Origin of the sequence: Lysinibacillus sp. NPDC047702 (genome assembly GCF_050272555.1) — a bacterium.
In the GTDB taxonomy this organism is placed as follows: domain Bacteria; phylum Bacillota; class Bacilli; order Bacillales_A; family Planococcaceae; genus Lysinibacillus.
On sequence record NZ_JBNNMG010000019.1, the window covers coordinates 34,087 to 53,085 of the forward strand.

The 18,999-nt window shown below is 36.1% G+C and carries 21 protein-coding genes; 18 read left to right on the forward strand and 3 right to left on the reverse strand.

Annotation, left to right across the window (positions count from 1 at the left end; translation table 11 throughout):
* Positions 1 to 17 precede the first annotated feature (17 nt).
* Entirely contained in the window at positions 18 to 500 is a 483-nt protein-coding gene (locus tag ACQKIM_RS11525; RefSeq protein ID WP_427543653.1) for a CcdC family protein, read from the forward strand.
* Between the two features lie 406 nt (positions 501 to 906).
* On the opposite strand, the gene ACQKIM_RS11530 is transcribed toward ACQKIM_RS11525, so the two are convergent.
* Positions 907 to 1,113, reverse strand: coding sequence for a helix-turn-helix domain-containing protein (locus ACQKIM_RS11530; protein ID WP_427543656.1), 207 nt, complete (start codon positions 1,111 to 1,113; stop codon positions 907 to 909).
* 218 nt (positions 1,114 to 1,331) lie between these two features.
* Between ACQKIM_RS11530 and ACQKIM_RS11535 the strand changes: the two genes are divergently transcribed.
* The 9 genes from ACQKIM_RS11535 to ACQKIM_RS11575 all read left to right on the forward strand — a co-directional run bounded on the left by ACQKIM_RS11535 (position 1,332) and on the right by ACQKIM_RS11575 (position 8,608).
* The gene (locus ACQKIM_RS11535; protein ID WP_427543659.1) at positions 1,332 to 1,583 is read left to right on the forward strand and encodes a hypothetical protein; all 252 of its coding nucleotides are present in this window, start codon (positions 1,332 to 1,334) and stop codon (positions 1,581 to 1,583) included.
* A 98-nt stretch (positions 1,584 to 1,681) separates the two neighbouring features.
* On the forward strand, positions 1,682 to 2,218 hold the full coding sequence (locus ACQKIM_RS11540) for a hypothetical protein (protein WP_427543662.1): 537 nt from the start codon (positions 1,682 to 1,684) through the stop codon (positions 2,216 to 2,218).
* A gap of 99 nt (positions 2,219 to 2,317) precedes the next feature.
* Positions 2,318 to 2,908, forward strand: coding sequence for a hypothetical protein (locus tag ACQKIM_RS11545; RefSeq protein ID WP_427543665.1), 591 nt, complete (start codon positions 2,318 to 2,320; stop codon positions 2,906 to 2,908).
* 676 nt (positions 2,909 to 3,584) lie between these two features.
* Positions 3,585 to 4,685, forward strand: coding sequence for a hypothetical protein (locus ACQKIM_RS11550; RefSeq protein WP_427543667.1), 1,101 nt, complete (start codon positions 3,585 to 3,587; stop codon positions 4,683 to 4,685).
* An 812-nt stretch (positions 4,686 to 5,497) separates the two neighbouring features.
* The gene (locus ACQKIM_RS11555; RefSeq protein WP_427543670.1) at positions 5,498 to 6,046 is read left to right on the forward strand and encodes a MarR family winged helix-turn-helix transcriptional regulator; all 549 of its coding nucleotides are present in this window, start codon (positions 5,498 to 5,500) and stop codon (positions 6,044 to 6,046) included.
* Positions 6,047 to 6,136: 90 nt separating this feature from the next.
* Positions 6,137 to 7,321 (forward strand): MFS transporter, encoded by a 1,185-nt coding sequence (locus ACQKIM_RS11560; RefSeq protein WP_427543673.1) that lies wholly within the window; start codon positions 6,137 to 6,139, stop codon positions 7,319 to 7,321.
* 207 nt (positions 7,322 to 7,528) lie between these two features.
* Entirely contained in the window at positions 7,529 to 7,756 is a 228-nt protein-coding gene (locus tag ACQKIM_RS11565; protein ID WP_427543676.1) for a spore coat associated protein CotJA, read from the forward strand.
* Complete coding sequence (locus ACQKIM_RS11570) at positions 7,749 to 8,012, forward strand: spore coat protein CotJB (protein WP_283868756.1); 264 nt, start codon at positions 7,749 to 7,751, stop codon at positions 8,010 to 8,012. Before ACQKIM_RS11565 ends, ACQKIM_RS11570 begins: the two co-directional genes overlap by 8 nt.
* Before the next feature lie 26 nt (positions 8,013 to 8,038).
* On the forward strand, positions 8,039 to 8,608 hold the full coding sequence (locus ACQKIM_RS11575; RefSeq protein ID WP_427543679.1) for a manganese catalase family protein: 570 nt from the start codon (positions 8,039 to 8,041) through the stop codon (positions 8,606 to 8,608).
* A gap of 57 nt (positions 8,609 to 8,665) precedes the next feature.
* Here the strand turns inward: ACQKIM_RS11575 and ACQKIM_RS11580 are convergent, their stop codons facing one another.
* Together ACQKIM_RS11580 and ACQKIM_RS11585 are read right to left on the reverse strand one after the other, a co-directional pair.
* A complete protein-coding gene (locus ACQKIM_RS11580) occupies positions 8,666 to 9,322 on the reverse strand; it encodes a potassium channel family protein (protein WP_427543682.1) in 657 nt (218 codons plus the stop codon).
* A 25-nt stretch (positions 9,323 to 9,347) separates the two neighbouring features.
* Complete coding sequence (locus ACQKIM_RS11585; RefSeq protein ID WP_427543685.1) at positions 9,348 to 10,685, reverse strand: TrkH family potassium uptake protein; 1,338 nt, start codon at positions 10,683 to 10,685, stop codon at positions 9,348 to 9,350.
* 220 nt (positions 10,686 to 10,905) lie between these two features.
* On the opposite strand from ACQKIM_RS11585, the gene rpsU reads away from it, so the two are divergent.
* The 8 genes from rpsU (at position 10,906) to ACQKIM_RS11625 (ending at position 18,998) form a co-directional block, all read left to right on the forward strand.
* On the forward strand, positions 10,906 to 11,079 hold the full coding sequence (rpsU, locus tag ACQKIM_RS11590) for a 30S ribosomal protein S21 (protein WP_004227078.1): 174 nt from the start codon (positions 10,906 to 10,908) through the stop codon (positions 11,077 to 11,079).
* Positions 11,080 to 11,387: 308 nt separating this feature from the next.
* Positions 11,388 to 12,716 carry an NfeD family protein gene (locus ACQKIM_RS11595; RefSeq protein WP_427543688.1) on the forward strand — a complete coding sequence of 443 codons (1,329 nt, stop codon included), beginning with the start codon at positions 11,388 to 11,390 and terminating at the stop codon, positions 12,714 to 12,716.
* A gap of 3 nt (positions 12,717 to 12,719) precedes the next feature.
* Positions 12,720 to 13,724: a flotillin-like protein FloA gene (gene floA / locus ACQKIM_RS11600; protein WP_427543691.1), complete on the forward strand. Its 1,005-nt coding sequence runs from the start codon at positions 12,720 to 12,722 to the stop codon at positions 13,722 to 13,724.
* A 27-nt stretch (positions 13,725 to 13,751) separates the two neighbouring features.
* Positions 13,752 to 14,243 (forward strand): hypothetical protein, encoded by a 492-nt coding sequence (locus tag ACQKIM_RS11605; protein ID WP_427543694.1) that lies wholly within the window; start codon positions 13,752 to 13,754, stop codon positions 14,241 to 14,243.
* A 54-nt stretch (positions 14,244 to 14,297) separates the two neighbouring features.
* Positions 14,298 to 14,558: a hypothetical protein gene (locus ACQKIM_RS11610; RefSeq protein WP_427543697.1), complete on the forward strand. Its 261-nt coding sequence runs from the start codon at positions 14,298 to 14,300 to the stop codon at positions 14,556 to 14,558.
* The gene (locus ACQKIM_RS11615; RefSeq protein ID WP_427543700.1) at positions 14,548 to 15,660 is read left to right on the forward strand and encodes a sporulation protein YqfD; all 1,113 of its coding nucleotides are present in this window, start codon (positions 14,548 to 14,550) and stop codon (positions 15,658 to 15,660) included. Before ACQKIM_RS11610 ends, ACQKIM_RS11615 begins: the two co-directional genes overlap by 11 nt.
* A 2-nt stretch (positions 15,661 to 15,662) precedes the next feature.
* The gene (locus tag ACQKIM_RS11620) at positions 15,663 to 16,619 is read left to right on the forward strand and encodes a PhoH family protein (RefSeq protein WP_427543703.1); all 957 of its coding nucleotides are present in this window, start codon (positions 15,663 to 15,665) and stop codon (positions 16,617 to 16,619) included.
* 258 nt (positions 16,620 to 16,877) lie between these two features.
* Positions 16,878 to 18,998 carry an HD family phosphohydrolase gene (locus tag ACQKIM_RS11625; protein ID WP_427543706.1) on the forward strand — a complete coding sequence of 707 codons (2,121 nt, stop codon included), beginning with the start codon at positions 16,878 to 16,880 and terminating at the stop codon, positions 18,996 to 18,998.
* Position 18,999: the final 1 nt, after the last annotated feature.

The window sequence follows — 18,999 nt, forward strand, 5'->3', positions numbered from 1 at the left end:
AATTCAGGGAGGTTTTTATGCAAACTGCAATACCAGCTACTTCTATGTTTCTAATTATTGGATTGTTCATTTTAGTTCGTAGAATCCGTTCTATGTACAAACCAATCAAAGGAAGAGGAGGGCGAATAATTCTTCCTCTTCTATTTTTAACACCAGGATTTTCATTTTTTCTAAACGCTTCTGGGCTCGTTACATACCTTCAATTATCTATAGCAATTTTTTTAGGAGTGGGTTTTTCTATTCCTCTTATTTTATGGTCAGATTATGAAATACGAAATGATGGTTTAATTTATGCTAAGAAAAGTCCTGCTTTTATAATTACTTTCGCCATTATGATTGCTTTACGTTATTATTTTCGACAACATATTTCTACTATCGAACCAGATACACTCAATATGCTAATTTTCTTACTTGCTATTTGTTATTTAATTCCTTGGAGAATAGCTTGCTATATAAGGTATAAAAAAGTTCTTAAACTAAAAAATAGAGTCAGTTTGTAGAACTTCGTATATCTCTAACACCCTCCATTATGGTGTTTAATTTTGTCAATACATACACGTAGGCTTAAGAGGTGATTGTTCAATTAGAGCAATCGCTTCTTGTGTTAACAGGTGCTTAGTTAAATAATCCATAACAAGACCACTCCGTGATGGGTGGCAATAATAATATGCTATTAATGTCCTACCGTTGAAATGCTGAAACACCATGTGGCAGTGAGGATGAACACATATAAATTGGATCTTAATCATTTATTCTTTTAATCTTTTAAAACATGCTCTTAATAATTAATATATAGTCAAGCAGCTGCAGAAATGTGGTTGCTTTTTATATTGGTCAAAAGAAAAATGAAATCGGATATATAAAACAAGGACCCCCGAAATCTAGGGAGTCCTTTTTGTGTTTCTGTTAGATTTTTTCGCCATCTTCCAATGTGAAAACCCCTTCATATTTAATACCTAGTACTTCAGCAATTTCCGTAAGTTCTTTTTCAGAAAAGTTATCTCGCTTAAATTTTTTGTACAAATTCTGTGGAGTTGTGCCTAATAATTCAGCTAATTGGACAACATTCATTCCCTTTTTCACCAATACAACTTTTATCTTTGTACACATCATATAAAACACCCCCCTTACAACACTATTATAAACTAAAATGGAACATTAAGATATTTTTTAGTCACAAAAAGAAACTTTTATGTATATTGAAAGAGTTGACTTTTAAACTTTTGGGGATTATTATGTAACTAATAAGGAACATTCAAAAACATCAAAGGTAAGTCGGTGAGACTAGAAATAGCCGACATGTTGTAACAAAGAAAAGGAGAGTGAAGTTAATGGCACAAGAAAGCTTACTACTGGATTTAGAAGCAGCACTAAAAATAGCACATTTTATGCAAGATGGAATGATGTTGGATTTCTTTGATAAGTACGAACCTACTAAAGAACATAATCATATGCTGTTTGTTGCGTATGATTTCGAGCGTTACAGATGTTTCGCTGAGGTAGTCAACGAAAAAATAAATGCTGCTCTGAAGTGTATTGAAGAAATGCAAAAGCAAGCGCAGGAGGGAAGTGAGGACACATGAAAGTAACAGGAAAGGAGTGGTGTGCCATGTCGGACCACAATAAGCAGCTGCTTTTACATGCAGTAGCCAATAAATAAACAGTGAAAGAGGGTATTAGAATGGAACAAGTAGTAGACAAAGTAAAATCATTAGTACATGACAATAGCCATGAAGTTTATAGTTTATCTGCTCAAATGATTCAACTTAAGGTTATACAAGGTGCAGTAGCACGTTTGCTTGAGCATATAGAGGATATTGTACAGAAGGGGCGACATGAAGATCGAGGAGGTTTAGCAGCATTAACTATATTAGAGTTTATGGACATATTGCGTTTAATTGATATGGGCTTTTATCCGCTCCATACCACAATGCAAGAAACGGTGAACAAGCTTGAAGGTATTTCAAGTGAGTTATTCGACATTATTGTAAGCCCAGATGGTGGCAAGCCAAGCATTAACAGCTTACTAGGCTGGAACTATCAGGCAATGGAAGGCAACATAAAAACATTCGTTAAAGAGTTCGGTCGAGAACCTGAGAATTTTGAGGAAGTGGCAACGTATATAACGGAAGTTGTGAAGAGGTTGAACGTTAAAGAACCTGAACAAAATAAAAAAGCCGATGCGCTAACATCGACTAGTGAAAACATTACAAATTGACTTTATCAAAAACAGTGAGCAGCTTCAACTATTATTGTGGCTGCTCCTTACCTTTAATCGCAATACGTACCAGAAATGCAATCAGCAGTAGAGGCAAACATGCATAGAATTTATATAAAAGCTTATATCCATTCATTAAAAGCTTGTCCGGTAGAGGAAGGGGCTGAGCAATCTAAGCACATACCAAAGATTATTTATTATGGGGTGAAAGCAGTTGGCACGTACCCAAAACTTACTACTGCAGATGAAGCAAAAACATGCTTTGAGTTCATATCAGGCTTAAAGGGAATCATGAGCCTCTTAACGTTGCATGAGTTTATGAATCTATTCCCAATTGAGAAGGTGTTTGACGGTGCTAAATATAAAATGAAGGACTACTACTCTACACTGGAAGCCATCAACGAATTAGGGCTAGAGCCATATGAAAGAATAGGCGAAAGCATCCTGAAGCTCATCATGGAGTATATGAACCGTGACATTATGGATTTTGCTGTACAAGGCATGGTAGCCATGAGTGCTATAAGGCATTTTGATGGTCATTTAGACTTGATGGAAGAGTTTATGGCTACACAGGGTATGGACACCGAGAACACGTTTAGAAACAGCAAAGGAGAGGTTATGTATGTAAGGCACGGCAAGCCAGTGAAGTTGAAGCTTAATAAGAAACAGCATTTGCAGATTGTTAAATAGACAAAAGGGCATCCACACTATACCTTGTGGGTGCTTCTTGTATTTCACTTGCCCTATGTATTGTGTTATTAGTAAGCTTGTTCTTCACAAAAACATGGATTCAATTTTGTTTATACCTTACTTTAATTTTCGCTGTATTAATCTCATTAGTACTTGTTTTGAACTTTTTTGAAAACAAGAGGTATATAGAAGAGCAACAAGAACAACAAGAATAAGAAGGGACGTTGAATAATATAGTTTTATTCTGGAGAGCATTTATTTGTAATAAAACCTAAGTAATGCACTGTTCCAAGCAGTGCAATTTTTATGTAATTAAGCCATTCTTATAATTGACCAACAAAAAAGATTGGGTATTTATCTCCGAATCTCTCATTCACTCTCGCCATAAGCCCCAGGCCTAAGAACTTCAATTAACATTATGTACTATCCAGAAATGATATTTTAGTATTTTGAAGTCAATAAAGCAATACAGATACAAGGTTATCACTTATCAAATGTTTCACTTTTGTAGCCTAACTCCTGAAGAGTTTAATCTATTTTTTCGAAGGAGTTTGGAATTAGACTATAAGTATAAAAATAGTATTAATGGAATAAATATTAAAATAAAAATAGATTAAAAAGTATTGATATGGTAAAATTTACAGTAAAAATGCAATTATTTAGGGGGATATTGTTGTTGAAAATAGAAAAATTAAATGAAGATATTGACCTTGAGATTGAAAATCAACCTGATGATTTGTTTTATACATATATTACTGAAAAAGAAATAAACGCAATACTTAGTGGTGAAGTAGAAATAGAATTAGAAAAAAAGCAAATCAAGAATATGAATGAAAAAGCAGCTCTTATCAGTGAAATAATAACTGCAGATACAGAGGTTATATATTCGAAATATATAAGACCTAAGTTTGAAATGTATGCAGGATATAAAGGTGCTAAAGGACGTCAGAAAAATGTTGAAATTGAGGAAAAAAACATAAGAATATATAATCTTAGTTTTAAATTTAAAAATAAACAAATTGATGCTTCGGAAGCTACAGCTATGATGATTAGAAAAAACGGAGAAGAGGTAATATTATTATTACCAGACAATACCGAAGATAGGGTAGCAGCTGAGAAACAGTTTTATATAAATTATGCCAGAGATTTAATTTTTTCACCAAAACCTAAGATGGATCCAGATTATCATAGTGTTCTCTTGGAAAATTTGAATCAATTAAACAGATTAGAAAGGTGTACTCAGTCATTACTGCATGAATATGGCCATATTTTACACTGGAGAATTTTTGATTCCGAAAAGTTGTCATTACCCTCTGAAATCTATAAATTCTTTTTGGAACAGGGATATGTAGATATTTTAGTTAAACGGTCACCAGAATTTCTTCATACTCAAAATCCTCATGAAAAAGTTTATTTATTAAAAGAAAGTTTAGTGGAGGATTATAGAATTTGGTTGAATATGGAGAATAAAGATGATATGTTTATATTACCAAACGTCAATACATTTTTAAGTGATTTTTGCAATCCAACTTTATTAATGGAAGGGGTGTACTGTATGAAAAAAATATTTAATCCATATATCAAACAAGGAAAAAAGAGTACAGGAACCACTGATATGTCTTTTGAACCAAATCGCGTTTCAAGAGGGAAAAAAATTGTTGAATTAGCGGAATCTATAAATTGGGAACCTGGAATTAGGGAAATGACTGAGGCAGATCATATGGAAATTATTAAACAATTAGAAGCTGAAGAACATAAGGAACCACAGCTTGTTTAAATTATACTAGAGATTATTTAAGCCATTGTTAATTTTAAAACAATGGCTTTTTTACATCTAAGATTGTAATTTAGCTAATATTTGTAAACATAGAACAATTCACTTTGCTTACATATTCAAATCTCCGTTAATTTTAATAGGATGTTTTGAAGCTGAAACAAAAAATACTTCTTAATCTAATATTTGAATAAGTTTAAGTATGTGTTAATTTCTTATAGAACCTTGCCCCAGATAATTTTTAGGTGAACCGTAGTCAAATCCGTTATTTAAAGAATTATAACAACCCATACAAACATCCTTATCATATGTTTTTTTTAGCGAAAAAAGCCATGGTATAAGGCTTTTCTTTTTATGTTTTATAATTAAATTGAAGTTGAAATTATTAATAACCCTAATTTGAAGTACAAACAAAAAAAGAGAAACATTTACCTCAATCCATCCACTCACACATTTCTATACACATGCCAGCAGATATTTTAATAGCCCCAATCCAGCCCCAATGCAATACAATTTTATGCTTTATTTTGCATTATTAAAAAATCATAAAGAAGGTATAAAGCTTTAAAATAAAGGGATTACACCCCATTATCTATTGAGTTTGCAAGGAAGTAAAACTACGGACTCTAATTATTAATAGTGATGAAAATCCTTATATAGTCAGGACTATGGGGCTGTTCTTTATGAACTAGCCCTTTTCTTTAAATAATCATTCAATTTATTTGGTATAGAGGTATCAAGAAAACTGCTTGCATTTATCTTTGAATATAGTTAGAATATTAAATAGTTAGATAATCTAATTAAAGGGTGATTAAATGACAAAATCTAAAAAAATGTTTACTCATGAAGATGATTTGCCAGTATTAGGTTTAGATCCATATATTGAGCTGATTCAAGCATCTTCTTCAAGTAATTTAGATCCAGAAGAAGCAAAATTAGGATTAATGTTGTTATGGTTAAGTGACTACGTTTTAGATGCAATGGATATTGAGTTGGCTCCTTTTGGAATTACGGAAAGTAAATTAGATCTACTATTATTGTTGACACTGCATGATGTAAGAAGAGCGACTCCATCTGCAATAGCTGAACGTTTAGGGATTACTAGGGCATCAGCAACTTCAATGATTGATTGGTTAGAAAAGAGAAATCTTGTTGTACGGAACCATAGCAAAGAAGATCGCAGGAAAATTTATGTGAGTTTAACAGATGAAGGGCGTGCTTTCGTGGCTAACATTTTGCCAACTTATTGGGCTTCGTGTGCTTCTAGTTTGGTCGATTTGGAGCCTGAAGAACGCAAGGTATTTGAAAAGTTGGTGAATAAACTATTAAAATCTATGCAGAGAAAACTAAAGGTGGAACGTTAAACTGTAGCTAGGTTGATGCAGTTTAATTTTTAATCGTATAATTAGATTATCTAACTATAAGCTAATCGAATTAAAAAGGAGATTTATTTTATGAATAAAGTAATTATAGAAAACCAAGCAAATTATTCTCTGATGACCATTATTTTATCTTGGACAGGAATGGTAGTTATGTCTAGTTTGTATTTGACAATACCGCTTCTCAGTCTATTCAGTGAATATTTTCATATTTCGTTGTCTAAGGCAGGTCTCAGTTCAAGTATTTTTTCACTTGGATTTGCTATAGGATGCTTTTTCTATGGAGCAATATCAGAAAAATATGGACGAAAAAATGTAATTGTTACGGGTCTTTTTTCATTAAGCTGTATAACATTGCTACTAGGTATGACTAATGATTATTCTTTCATTTTATTACTAAGGGGATTACAGGGACTTGTAGCGGCTACATTTTCACCAGTGGCACTTGCTTATACGCTTGAAGTATTTCCGAACGATAAAAAAGTGGGAGCAGTTGGTTTTATAAGCACAGGTTTTCTCTTAGCTGGTATTGTGGGTCAGGTATTTAGTGGCTATGTAAGTGAACATACTTCTTGGCATGTCACTTTTTATGTTCTTTCACTAGTTTATCTTGCTACTGCCTTGCTAGTGTTTTGGTTATTACCAAAAAGTGGAGCTGTAAATAAAGCAAAGAATATATGGGAGCCAATGAAAAGGATAGGTATTATTTTTACCAATGGAAATTTGATATTTAGTTATTTGATTGCTTTCGTTCTATTATTGTCCTTTGTGAGTATGTATATTATTTTGGGGGAGTACCTTACAAGTAATTCTTTTGGAATGAGTAGCCAAAATCTAATTTATATTCGATCTATTGGTGTATTAGGGATGATCCTGTCACCTATTGCGGGGAAATTATCAAAGCGTTTGAATGTCCTATCAATATTAAAAGGGGCCTTGGCTCTTTCTATTATCTCCTTATTAATGATGGGCTTTATCTCTAACATAGTTGGTTTATCCTTAATTAGTATTCTGTTTGTTAGTGGTATTGCACTTGCAGTACCTTCATTAGTGTCTCTTGTGGGTCAATTAGGTTGGAACATGGGAGGGATTGCAGTATCTATGTATACTGTAATTTTATTTGCTGGAACAAGTATTGCGCCTATAATATCTATTTATTTTATGAAAACTGGTAGCTTTACATTTGCATTTATTCTTCTTGCTACAACACTTAGCATAGGATTAATGTCTGCTATGATGATTAGAATCGAAAGAAAATAGAATGTACTCTAGCTCCACTTTGGCTAGACGGATTAAAAAGTCCGTTTGTCCAATGAGGAGTTTTCTTGCTCATTTGCATTGAACGAGCATTCAAACCTTTCTTCTAAAATTCATCACACTTATTTCCCTTCGACTTTTATTCAGAATAAAAATTTTTTCTACCTCATATACTCCACTGATGTAATTGAATACAGAAGGGAGGATACAATGTTTACACAATATAAGTATTGGAAGCCTTATATTAGCCCATTTGATCCATGTCCACCTATTAGAATTAAAAGCTTTGCCACACCCCCACAATTGTATATGGGATTTCAACCACCTGGATTACCACAATTTCAAACGCCAAAAGAAGCTCTTATGGCTGGAACATTATGGCCGCAATTATTCAGTCCCTATCCAAATCCTGAAAAAGGAGGGATAAAAAATGAATAAAGAGATGCCGCCGGAATTTTATACATTACTCGAAGAAATTCAAGCTATTGATTTTGTCATTGTGGAGCTAAATCTTTATTTAGATACCCACCCTCATGATTATGATGCCATTCAGCAATTTAATGAAAAAACGGAAATAAGCATGAAGCTAAAGAGAGATTTTGAAAAAAAATTTGGTCCCCTGATGAATTTTGGAAGAAGCTATTCTAATTATCCATTTAATTGGATTGATACACCGTGGCCATGGCAAGTCTAACATGAGCGATTAGGAGGTATTTATTTTTGTGGTATTATGAAAAAAAACTCCAATATCCTGTCAGAGTGAGTACTTGTAACCCTATGCTGGCAAAATTTTTAATTGAGCAGTATGGGGGTGCAGATGGAGAGTTAGCAGCTGCACTTCGCTATATGAATCAGCGTTATACCATTCCGGATAAAGTGGTGGGACTATTAACAGATATTGCAACAGAGGAATTTTCGCACCTAGAAATGATTGCTACAATGATTTATAAGCTAACAAAGGATGCTACGCCAGAAATGCTTAAAGAAGCAGGACTTGGAGAATACTATGTGAATCATGATAGGGCGTTATTTTATCAAAATGCTGGAGGAGCCCCTTTCACAGCAACGTATATTCAGGCTAAAGGGGATCCTATTGCTGATCTTTATGAAGATATTGCGGCTGAAGAAAAGGCTCGTGCCACATACCAGTGGATTATTGATCTATCGGATGACACTGATTTGAATGATAGTCTGAAATTTTTACGTGAACGGGAAATTATTCATTCTCAACGCTTTAGAGAAGCTGTAGAAATTCTAAAGGACGATAAAGATCGAAAAAAAGTCTTTTAATAAATACTAAATGGCTGTTTCGAAAGAAAGGTTTCTTTTGTCACAGCCTACTGCTCATCATTCAATATTTGAAAATAAAGTTAGATCTTTTCGATGACCGATCATCACTAGGATGTCTTTATCTTCAATTATTTGATCAGGTGAGGGTGAAATGGTTATATCACCATCTCGAACAATGGCGATGACACTGACATTATATTTCGCACGGATATCTAAATCTCGAAGATTTTGTCCAGCCATTTTCGATGGAATCATTATTTCCTCTATACTGTACTCTTTTGACAGCTCAATATAATTCAGCATATTTGGGGAGAGGAGTTGATTGGCTACTCGTTCTCCCATATCTCTTTCAGGATAAATAATCCAATCAGCTCCAACCTTATCTAAAACTTGACCGTGCCTTTTACCAAGTGCTTTTGCTATTATCTTTTTTATTCCCAGTTCCTTTAATAAAGAGACAGTTAGAATGCTAGACTGCATATCAATACCTATTGCGACAATCACACAATCGAAATTTGTGATTCCTATAGAGGTAAGTGCCTTTACTTCGGTCGTATCAGCAATTACTGCATGCGTTACATAGGACTCGGCATCTTCAACTCTCTCCTCGCTAATATCAATTCCTAAGACTTCGTGTCCAGCTTCATATAATCTGCGGGCTACGCTCACCCCAAATCTGCCCAGACCAATAACAGCATATTGTTTAATAGTCAATGTACGCGATACTCCTTTATTGTAGTTATCCAATCATAATATTTCCCTTAGGATGGTGGTAAGATTCCTGTTGGCGACGTTTAGTAATGGCAAAGACAATTGTTAATGGACCTAATCTACCTGCAAACATTGTCAAAATGATAAGTATACGCCCTCCAACTGATAGCTCAGGCGTAAGCCCCATGGAAAGTCCAGTTGTGCCAAATGCAGATGTAGCCTCAAATAAATACATCATAAATGGATGTCGGTGTTCGATGATACTCAAGATAATGGTTACAAGCACTACAATAAGCATGCCAGACATGGTGACTGTTAAAGCTTTGAGAATCGTTTCATGAACCATTCTACGCTTGAATAACACAATATCTGCTTTGCCCCTTAATTGAGACCACATCGTAGCAGCTAAAACCGCAAACGTTGTGATTTTGATACCTCCAGCAGTGGAACCAGAGCCTCCTCCGATAAACATCAGCCCAATTATTAAAAAGAGCGTTGAGTGCGTTAAATCACCAATAGGGAGAGTATTTGAGCCAGCAGTTCTGGGCGTCACAGCCTGATAGAATGAACCTAGAATTTTACCCCACTCTGACAATGGTCCAATGGTTTTACTATTTCCATATTCAAATAAGAAAATAAGAATTGTTGAACCTGCTGTTAAAATCAAAGTTGTTGATAATACAATTTTTGAATGAACAGAAAGGCGTTTAGTGCTTCGATATTCATACAGTTCATTCAGCACTATGAACCCTAAACCTCCAATTGTAATGAGGGCGCATATTGTTAATACAACGAATGGATCATCAACATAGCCTGTTAAGCTCTGAAAACCGCCCATTATATCAAAGCCAGCGTTATTGAAATTTGATATGGCATGAAAAAAACCAAAGTAAACAGCTTTACCTACAGGCATATCAAATGAAAAACGAATGGATAAAATAATGCCACCTATTATTTCGATACAAGCTGTAAATAGTAGAATTCTCCTCGCAAGCTTTACTAGCCCAGCGATTGACATATTATTAAAGGCCTCTTTTAATAAAAGCCTTTCTTTTAAAGATATTTTTTTTCCTACTAGCAAAAATAATAAAGTAGCAAAGGTCATAAATCCCAGTCCGCCAATTTGAATTAGAAATAAAATAACTAATTGACCGAACAGTGAAAAGGTGTCACCAGTATCTACAACTATCAGCCCTGTCACACAGGTAGCGGATGTGGCTGTAAATAAAGCGTCAATCAATGAAAGTCCCATGCCATCTTTTGTTGAGATAGGCAGGGTCAACATAAAAGATCCAAACAAAATAATAATGGCGAAGCCCATCACGAGAATTTTAGGAGGATTTAATTTATTTTTAAGGAATTTCATTATGTTCTCCTCAACGATATGGTAATTTGTCTCTATGTATAATGTTGTCCAAAAATAACTATAAAATTCTCAAGGAAAATGAACCAAAAATTCACCTAAATTAATTCATACACTTTCTATTGACCATTATTAGACAATACGGTATAATTCTTTAGTACACAACTGTTGGTTATTTGCCTATTTTGTGTATTGACGTGTGTTCGGAGGGAGGGAAAGAGAGATGTCAAAAACTGTCGTTCGCAAAAACGAATCGCTTGAAGATGCTCTTCGCCGCTTCAAACGTACTGTATCAAAAAGTGGTACAATTCAGGAAGTTAGAAAGCGCGAGTTCTACGAAAAACCTAGCGTAAAACGTAAAAAGAAATCAGAAGCTGCACGTAAACGTAAGTGGTAATTTAATTTCCCATTAAAAATCCCTACGTTCATAACACGCAATTGTATGATTCACTGAGCAGACAAAAATATACCTGAAGTTAATCTTTTTTGATTAATTTCAGGTATTTTACATTGAGCTCATTTGCGTACATATAAAAAGCCGAAGAATCTTTCAGATTTATTCGGCTTTTTACATATAATGATGATGGAGTGCCAAAGGTTATGCCATACAAAAGATATATCCGCTGTATAATAAAAATATGTGAAACTTTTTACTAGGTCAATCGTATATACAAGAGAGAAGCATGTAAGGAGGGAGGGAAAAAGGTGCAAAGACGGAGAATCCTCAGCTATCTATTAGTTATTTGGATGACATTTTTGTTAGCGTTTCCACTAACATCTGCTTTTGCAAGTAGTAAGGTCTACCAAATACCGATTCATAATGAAGTAGAACGAGGACTTCACGCATTTTTAGAACGAGCTTTTAAAGAGGCGGAAGAAAATCATGCTGAGGCGATTATTTTAGACATTAATACGCCTGGTGGTTTCGTGAATGCAGCCGGGGATATCGCTATGTTAATGGATGCTTCGCCTATAAGAATAATTGCGTTTATTAACAAAGATGCCCATTCAGCGGGTGCTTTTTTAGCCTTACATGCAGATGAAATCTATATGGTCCCAAATGGAACAATTGGTGCGGCTGCAGTGATTGACTCAGCAGGTAATGCAGCAGATTTAAAGGCTCATAGTGCATGGGTTGCTCAAATGGAAGCAGCTGCAGAGGCCAAAAATCGAAACCCATTATACGCGCGAGCAATGGCAGATGTATCTGTGAATTTATCAGAATTTCGAGCAGGGAAGGGAAATTTATTAACGTTATCAGCTTCAGAAGCGGAAAAAGTTGATTATTCTAAAGGGACTGTTTCGAATTTCCAGGAGTTGTTAGAAAAAACAAAGTTAAAGGGTAGTGAAGTCGTATCGATTGAACCTACTTTTTCTGAAAAACTTGCTCGGTTTATTACAAATCCAATTATCGTGCCGATTTTATTGTCAATTGCTAGCTTAGGGCTTGTGATGGAGCTATATTCGCCAGGTTTTGGTGTTCCAGGTATAATGGGATTGTCAGCACTTGGATTATTTTTCTTTGGTCATATGGTGGCAGGCTTAGCTGGCTATGAATCTTTACTGTTATTCATATTAGGCTTAGCGCTTGTCATTGCAGAGTTTTTTGTCCCCGGTGGTATTATTGGTATTTTAGGTGGCGTGCTAATATTACTAAGTCTCATACTGGCAGGTGCAAGCATAATGCAAATGATTGTAGCGATTTTCATTGCGCTTGTTGTTGCGATAATAGGAATGGTGATCCTGATGAAATTTTTCGGTAAAAAATTGCATGTCTTAAACAAATTAGTATTGATGGATGCAACGACGACGGAAGAGGGCTATGTGTCTAATATTAACCGTACAGAGTTGCTTGGAAAAGTGGGGAAAACGATTACACCCCTTCGTCCTGCAGGTACGATACTATTTGGAAATGAGCGTATTGATGTGGTATCAGAAGGTGGCTATGTTGATGCCGGGAAATATGTAGAAATTATTAAAGTAGAGGGCTCACGTATTGTTGTGAGACCATCAGAAAAAGAGATGGAGGAGTAATAAATGGGATTTGATTTAGCCTTAATAGGTCCAATAGTCGGGCTAGTCTTATTATTTATTGTAGTTGCGGTATTCTTTACCTTTGTACCAGTAGCACTATGGATTTCTGCACTTGCAGCAGGTGTCCGTGTTAGTATTTTCACTCTAATCGGAATGCGTTTACGTCGAGTAATTCCATCACGAATTGTGAATCCTTTAATTAAAGCACATAAAGCTGGTTTACCTGTGACGATTAATCAACTTGAAAGTCACTATTTAGCAGGTGGTAATGTTGACCGAGTTGTCAATGCGTTAATCGCAGCCCATCGTGCAAATATCGAGTTAACATTTGAACGCTGTGCAGCAATCGATCTAGCTGGTCGTGATGTATTAGAAGCGGTGCAAATGTCTGTTAACCCGAAAGTCATTGAAACACCATTTATTGCGGGTGTTGCGATGAACGGGATTGAAGTAAAAGCGAAGGCACGTATTACTGTGCGTGCAAACATCGAACGTTTGGTCGGTGGTGCTGGTGAAGAAACAGTTATTGCCCGTGTAGGTGAGGGGATTGTTTCAACAATTGGTAGTGCTTCTAGTCATACAACAGTACTTGAAAATCCAGATATGATTTCTCAAACTGTATTATCTAAAGGCTTAGATTCTGGTACAGCATTTGAAATCTTATCGATTGATATTGCGGATGTTGACATCGGTAAAAATATCGGTGCAGAATTACAAATTGAACAAGCTCAGGCAGATAAAAATATTGCTCAAGCAAAGGCTGAGGAACGTCGTGCTATGGCCGTCGCAAACGAGCAGGAAATGATTGCCCGTGTTCAAGAGATGAAAGCCAAAGTAGTAGAAGCAGAGGCTGAGGTACCACAAGCGATGGCAGAAGCACTTCGTTCAGGTAATCTTGGTATAATGGATTACATGAACTATCGTAATATTCAAGCAGATACAGCTATGCGAGACTCAATTTCTAAAGTAAGCTCTGATAAACCAGAAACAAATGAACCTAACGCCTAAAAAAACGGAAAGGAGCGGTACTAATATATGGAACAATTAATTATATTTGCGATAATTGCCATAGTCAGCTCTATTTTCGGTAAATCAAAAACTAAAAAAGAACACAAACAAATGCCGCCTTTTAATAAGGGTTCCCATGCTGAACCAACCACTTTGACAAACGCAGAAGAGGCTCCTTCTCAACGACCTGTTGTAAAATCACAAAGCTTTGAGGATTTTGCACGTGAATTTTTAGGTGAATGGAAGAATAATGAGCCTAAGGTAGAACAGACGAAGAAAATTGTCGAAGAAAAAGGCAGCGAGGAAGTACCTAGCTACGTAGCGCCACCAATCGTTCCAATTGAGTCAGTGAGTCGTGCCTCAAATCGACAAAGCATTGGTCGCTTAGTGAATGGGAAAAATAATGAAGCAGGAACTCAATCACATTCTGCTTTTCAATTACCAAATTCAAAAAAATCTTTGATGCAAGCTATTGTCATGGCAGAGATTTTAGGTCCTCCAAAAGCAAAAAGAAAATAACTAGCATGTCCTCCTTTTTCGAAGCATATATTGCCGAAGAAGGAGGCATTTTTTATGAAAAAATTATTTCAGTTGACGCCGCTGCTTGAATTATCACAATATGAAACATTAAAAATCATTGGCCCATATCGTTTTCTTCATGCAGATGCTTCGTCATGCTCCTTTATTTATGCTGATTATCATATAATGGTGCGAGGAAAATCATTGGACATTCATGCTCTTAAGGAAGAGATGCTTCACCTTTCTGTAGAGGGCTTACAGGAACTTCATGTAAAAATGACAAAGGATATGGGTGTGAGGGATAATGTGGAATAACCGGCCAATTATCATACGTATAAAGCGCCATGAAAATGTTCATCCTTTTATTCAAGCATTGCATGTACAGCATGTACCATTAAAGCGTGTTGTCTTTCGCGAGCAAGAGGTTACCTTTGAAACGACGATGCATTATCTACCAAAAATTCGTCGTGTACGTAGGAATTATCGACTGAAGATGGCTGTCTATTATGCGGATGAGCTTCAGGTTTTTCGAGCACAGCTTTGGACCTTACTTGGTTTGGTATTAATGATTGCCATCCCATTGCTATGTGCACAAGTTATTTGGCGTGTTGATATCGAGGCAGCGTCACCGGAATTAGAGCAGCGTATTGGCAACACCTTTCAGGAAACCTTTCAATTAGAGACGCCTATGTCTAAAAAAATTTTACCATCTAATGCTGTTATTCGTCAGAAGCTACTAGAAGCTCATCGAGAACTTTCATGGGTGCATATTGAAAAACATGGGGGACGTGTTATTTTACGACCTCAGGAATCACCTAAACAAACGAAAATAGCAAATGAAAAACCTGCTTCCCATTTAGTTGCAACAAAAAGTGGTGTTATTACGCATTTTAATATTCAAAATGGTGAGCGGAAAATTTCAGTGAATGATACTGCCTACGAAGGTGATGTTCTTGTCAGTGGTGTTATTGAAAGTGGTACTGATCAGGTGTTTGTTGGTGCAAAAGGTGAGGTCTATGCTGATTATTGGCTGGAATGTTCATTTAAAATACCAACAAAAATAACGTTAGAAACGTTGCAGCAGAAGCAATGGCGTGTATTAGTAAAGGGCATCCATCAAGAGAAAATTGACTATGTGCAAAAGAAGGATTTACCAAACTGGCTTGATCCATATGTTTCAATTGTGGAAGAGCAGAACACTAAAAAAATGCAGGTGGAGCTTGATAAATCCAAAGTTGATTCATTGCTTTTACCATTATTACATGAAAAGGTTATACGTTCATTACCTGCGAAAACGGTCATTAAAATAGAAAACCTTTTACAGGTAAAGTGGGAGAATGGTACAGTTGAAGGGAAAGTTCTATTTTTAGTCAATGAAAACATTGCAAATCCAATACAAGGCCAACAAGGAGAATGATTATGTCAGAACAATTAACTGTTTTACAAGTGGATAATCCTAACGAAGCGGTTATGCTACTCGGAATTTCCGATGCCAATATGAAATTAATCGAAGAGGCTCTTCAAGTTCATATTATTACACGTGGAGAACAAATTCAGCTAGCTGGTGAAGAGGATGCAAAGGAACAAGCTACATTTCTTTTACATGCACTTTTAAAAGTCATCCGCAAAGGAATTAATATTGATCAACGTGATGTTGCAACAGCTATTGAAATGACACAAAAAGGAACAATCGAATATTTTGCAGAACTTTATGATGAAGAAATAGCACGCACAACAAAGGGGAAACCAATTCGTGCAAAAACAATTGGTCAACGAGAATACATACAAGCAATCCGTCATAAAGACGTTGTTTTCGGTATTGGTCCTGCTGGTACTGGGAAAACGTATTTAGCGGTAGTCATGGCAACACAAGCACTAAAAAATGGACACGTCAAACGTATTATTTTAACACGTCCTGCTGTAGAAGCGGGAGAGTCCTTAGGCTTTCTTCCGGGAGATTTGAAGGAAAAGGTTGATCCATATTTACGACCACTCTATGACGCTTTAAATGATATCTATGGAGCAGAGCAAACACAACGTCTTATTGAACGAGGCACAATCGAAATTGCACCTTTAGCATATATGCGTGGGCGAACATTAGATGATGCCTTTGTTATTTTAGATGAAGCTCAAAATACAACACACCCGCAAATGAAAATGTTTTTAACGCGCTTGGGCTTTGGCTCAAAAATGGTCATTACTGGCGATAAAACGCAAATTGACCTGCCTAAAAATACAGAATCTGGATTGATTGTAGCAGAACGTACTTTAAAATATGTTAAGCCAATCCATTTCCAAATATTAGAGCAAGGTGACGTAGTACGTCATCCAGTCGTTGCAAAAATCATCCAAGCTTACGAAGATCAACAGCTTTAGAATGATAGCTTTATAAGCGACCATTCTAAAGCTGCACCGAAAGTAAATGACAGATGCCTCGATATCTATGTAGTATTAGGAATGCCAATGCTAAAAATACACACGAATTTATCGTTTTTGCGCGAATTTGGTTGTGAAATGGGAAAAAAATGTGACAGCTATACTAAATTGTATAGCTGTTTTTTGCTTTCTTATACATTTTTCGAGAAAAATGTTTTTTGAATTGGTATGATAGTAAGTAGATAGAGGAGGTGCCGAATGGAGAAACAACTTCGAAAACTTACTGAACTAATCGGTTTTCGCTATTTTTTAATTGTCATTCTCATCTTAACAGGGTCCCTGCAATTTGCCTTTATGTATGGCAATGTTAAAGGTGTTACATATGATTTTAAACCATTACAATTAGCGCCAGAAACAGTTCGATCAACAAAAACGATTGAAGACACTTATAAAACACAGCAAGAACGAGAGAAAGCAGCAAATGCAGTTGCGCCAGTCTATCAATTTTCAGAGGATGTCGCAAAGCAACGTGCTGCAATTGTCACATCATTATTTGACTATGTTCTTGAAGTGAAGAAAGATGTTGAGAAAAGCAAAGAGCCTGTTCCGAATGTAGACCAAGTGGCACAGCTTCGAAAAAAATTTGAATCCATTGATTCAGATCAGATGCCTATCATCTTTACGGATTCACAGCTTGAGGGGCTGCTCATACAAAGTGAGGCAGATCTAACAAGAACAAGCACTCAACTTTCTAAGCTCGTTCAAGAATATTTACAGAAATCCATTCGTTCGGAAAATGTATATGCGGCACAAAACGATTTTGAAACGAAAATTCGCGGACAGCGAGGCTATCCAGATAGAATTTACAATACTGTTGTTTTAATTGGGCGTACAAGTATTATCGAAAATGAAACAATTAATGAGGAACAAACGAAAATTCGTAAGGAGCAGTCGAAAGAATCGATTGAGCCTACTCGAATTCTTCAAGGTCAAATCATTGTACAGGAAGGTCAAATTATAGATAATGAGGCGTTTCGTCAGTTAGAGCTTTTAGGAATGGTGAGTAATAAGGCATCCTTAAAGCCAATTGCAGGTCTTTTTATTTTAATCTTCCTGCAAATGATGTTTATGTTTATTCTGTTTGAACGCTGGGAGGCAGACGAGCATAAAAAACGAAATGCCTTATTGGTAACAGGTATTGTGTATACCCTCTCGGTTGTGCTGATGAAATTTATTAGCCTAGTCTCAGGCGGCTTTGACGTTACTGTTGCATTTCTATTTCCAACAGCTTTGGCGACAATGCTGGTAAGATTATTAGCGAATGAACGTGCTGCAGTTTTGATTACAGTGATGACAGCTGCGTCTGCAGGAGTGATCTTTCAAGAGGGGTATTCTTCTGTTATGCAGATGGAAATTACACTGTATATTATTTTTGGAGGCTTTGCGAGCATCTTCTTCATGCGGAGTGTGGAAAAACGTTCGCATATTTTACATGCTGTAGGTGTCATTGGATTAGTCAATATAGCATTTATTGCTTTTTATTTACTGATGACACAATCATCTTATGGTTTGTCTGAGTTACTGTTTTATTTTATCGCAGCCATGTTATCAGCCTTACTTTCAGGAGCTCTGACAATGGGTCTTTTACCGTTCTTTGAATCAGCATTTGGTCTTTTATCATCGTTGCGTTTAATTGAGCTTTCTAATCCCAACCATCCATTGCTGAAAAAGTTACTAATGGAGGCACCAGGAACATATCATCATAGTGTAATGGTTGCAAATTTGGCGGAGGCAGCATGTGAGGAAATTGGGGCGGACGGATTATTAGCACGAGTTGGATGTTATTATCATGATATTGGGAAAACGAAGCGTCCGGCATTTTTCATTGAAAATCAGATGTCAGGGAATAATCCACATGATTCATTACCACCAGAGACGAGTGCAGAAATTATTATTGCTCATACCACTGATGGTGCTGAAATGTTAAAACGCTATAAAATGCCTCAGGAAATCATTGATATTGCCTTGCAGCATCATGGAACAAGCTTGTTGAAATTCTTCTTATACAAAGCAAAGGAAGAAGGAAAAGAGTTTGATGAAGCGAAGTTCCGCTATCCTGGTCCAAAACCGCAAACGAAGGAAGCTGCTGTGATTAGTGTGGCGGATAGTGTTGAAGCGGCAGTGCGCTCGATGAAGGAACCTAATGCAGAAAAAATTCATAAGCTTGTACGAGCTATTATTGATGATCGAGTACAGGATCATCAGTTTGATGAATGCGATATTTCAATAAAAGAGTTAAAATGTATAGAGCGAGTACTTTGTGAAACGTTGAATGGAATTTTCCACTCACGTATTGAATATCCAAAGGCAGATAAGTAGG

Excerpts from the sequence above, each read along its gene's own strand:
- ACQKIM_RS11570 (WP_283868756.1), top strand. The coding sequence starts at position 7,749 with ATGAATAAAGAGATGCCGCCGGAATTTTATACATTACTCGAAGAAATT.
- ACQKIM_RS11545 (WP_427543665.1), top strand. The coding sequence starts at position 2,318 with ATGCATAGAATTTATATAAAAGCTTATATCCATTCATTAAAAGCTTGT.
- ACQKIM_RS11555 (WP_427543670.1), top strand. The coding sequence starts at position 5,498 with ATGACAAAATCTAAAAAAATGTTTACTCATGAAGATGATTTGCCAGTA.
- ACQKIM_RS11565 (WP_427543676.1), top strand. The coding sequence starts at position 7,529 with ATGTTTACACAATATAAGTATTGGAAGCCTTATATTAGCCCATTTGAT.
- ACQKIM_RS11620 (WP_427543703.1), top strand. The coding sequence starts at position 15,663 with ATGTCAGAACAATTAACTGTTTTACAAGTGGATAATCCTAACGAAGCG.
- ACQKIM_RS11585 (WP_427543685.1), bottom strand. The coding sequence starts at position 10,685 with ATGAAATTCCTTAAAAATAAATTAAATCCTCCTAAAATTCTCGTGATG.
- rpsU (WP_004227078.1), top strand. The coding sequence starts at position 10,906 with ATGTCAAAAACTGTCGTTCGCAAAAACGAATCGCTTGAAGATGCTCTT.
- ACQKIM_RS11540 (WP_427543662.1), top strand. The coding sequence starts at position 1,682 with ATGGAACAAGTAGTAGACAAAGTAAAATCATTAGTACATGACAATAGC.
- ACQKIM_RS11560 (WP_427543673.1), top strand. The coding sequence starts at position 6,137 with ATGAATAAAGTAATTATAGAAAACCAAGCAAATTATTCTCTGATGACC.
- floA (WP_427543691.1), top strand. The coding sequence starts at position 12,720 with ATGGGATTTGATTTAGCCTTAATAGGTCCAATAGTCGGGCTAGTCTTA.
- ACQKIM_RS11535 (WP_427543659.1), top strand. The coding sequence starts at position 1,332 with ATGGCACAAGAAAGCTTACTACTGGATTTAGAAGCAGCACTAAAAATA.
- ACQKIM_RS11525 (WP_427543653.1), top strand. The coding sequence starts at position 18 with ATGCAAACTGCAATACCAGCTACTTCTATGTTTCTAATTATTGGATTG.
- ACQKIM_RS11605 (WP_427543694.1), top strand. The coding sequence starts at position 13,752 with ATGGAACAATTAATTATATTTGCGATAATTGCCATAGTCAGCTCTATT.
- ACQKIM_RS11530 (WP_427543656.1), bottom strand. The coding sequence starts at position 1,113 with ATGATGTGTACAAAGATAAAAGTTGTATTGGTGAAAAAGGGAATGAAT.
- ACQKIM_RS11615 (WP_427543700.1), top strand. The coding sequence starts at position 14,548 with ATGTGGAATAACCGGCCAATTATCATACGTATAAAGCGCCATGAAAAT.
- ACQKIM_RS11610 (WP_427543697.1), top strand. The coding sequence starts at position 14,298 with ATGAAAAAATTATTTCAGTTGACGCCGCTGCTTGAATTATCACAATAT.
- ACQKIM_RS11625 (WP_427543706.1), top strand. The coding sequence starts at position 16,878 with ATGGAGAAACAACTTCGAAAACTTACTGAACTAATCGGTTTTCGCTAT.